This is a genomic window from Streptomyces hainanensis (assembly GCF_004348415.1).
Lineage (GTDB): Bacteria > Actinomycetota > Actinomycetes > Streptomycetales > Streptomycetaceae > Streptomyces > Streptomyces hainanensis.
Genome location: NZ_SMKI01000879.1, coordinates 1 through 854, shown reverse-complemented (window position 1 = coordinate 854; position 854 = coordinate 1). Strand labels below are relative to the sequence as shown.

Annotated in this window: 2 protein-coding genes; both read left to right on the top strand. The window is 77.5% G+C overall.

From position 1 onward, the window contains the following. Positions 1 to 312 (top strand): hypothetical protein (locus tag E1283_RS36605; protein ID WP_207930683.1); only part of this gene is annotated, 312 nt, incomplete at its 5' end. A 108-nt stretch (positions 313 to 420) separates the two neighbouring features. Next, the coding region (locus E1283_RS36600) for a potassium channel family protein (RefSeq protein WP_132822440.1) at positions 421 to 854 on the top strand (434 nt) is incomplete at its 3' end.

The window sequence follows — 854 nt, the reverse complement described above, 5'->3', positions numbered from 1 at the left end:
CATCTGGAGGGCGGTGCGGCGGCCGTGGCGGGTGGGGATCCGCGGGCGGTGGCGCTCGCCGTCGAGGGGTTGGGGTGCGCGGCGGCCGCGGCGGGCCGGTACCCGATCGCGGCCCGGCTGCTCGGCGCGGCGGCGGCGGCCCGTGCGGCGGTGGGGGCGCCGTTGCCGGCCGGGGAGCGGGGCGACGTGGAGCGCGCCGAGCGGGCGGTGCGGGCGGCGCTCGGCGCGCCGGCGTTGGCGGCCGGTCTCGCGGCGGGCGCGGAGCTCTCGCTGACCGAGGCGCTGGCCGAGGAGCGGGCCGGCGTGTCATGAGCGCGGCCGGTCTCTCGGTGGTGGGGGGCGCGGCCCGATCAGGTGGCGCCCGGGTCCGCCGGGCGCGCCGGCCGGTCGGGAGCGCGCCGGGTCCCGCACCATCCCCCCATGGTGCCCGCGTTCCTCCACCGGACGATCGCGGCGCTGATGAACCAGCGCCGGCGTCGCTCGTTGCACCAGCAGGTGGCGATCGCGGCGCCGCTCGTGCTGGTGGCCAGCATGCTGCTCGGCGCGTTCCTGGTGATGGTCGCCGAACACGGCGCGGCCCACGCGAACCTGACGAGCTACGGGGACTCGCTGTGGTGGACCGTGGAGACGGCCACCACGGTCGGCTACGGCGAGTTCTACCCGGTGACGTTCTGGGGCCGGGTGGTCGCGGTCGTGGTGATGGTGGTGGGCATCACGACGTTCGGGGCGATCACGGCGGCGATCGCGGCGTGGTTCGTCGGGCGGGAACAGCGGCGGCAGCGCGCGGTGACGCAGGCGGAGCACGCCATGCGGGAGTTGCGGGATCGGTTCGACCGGCTGGAGGGGATGCTGGG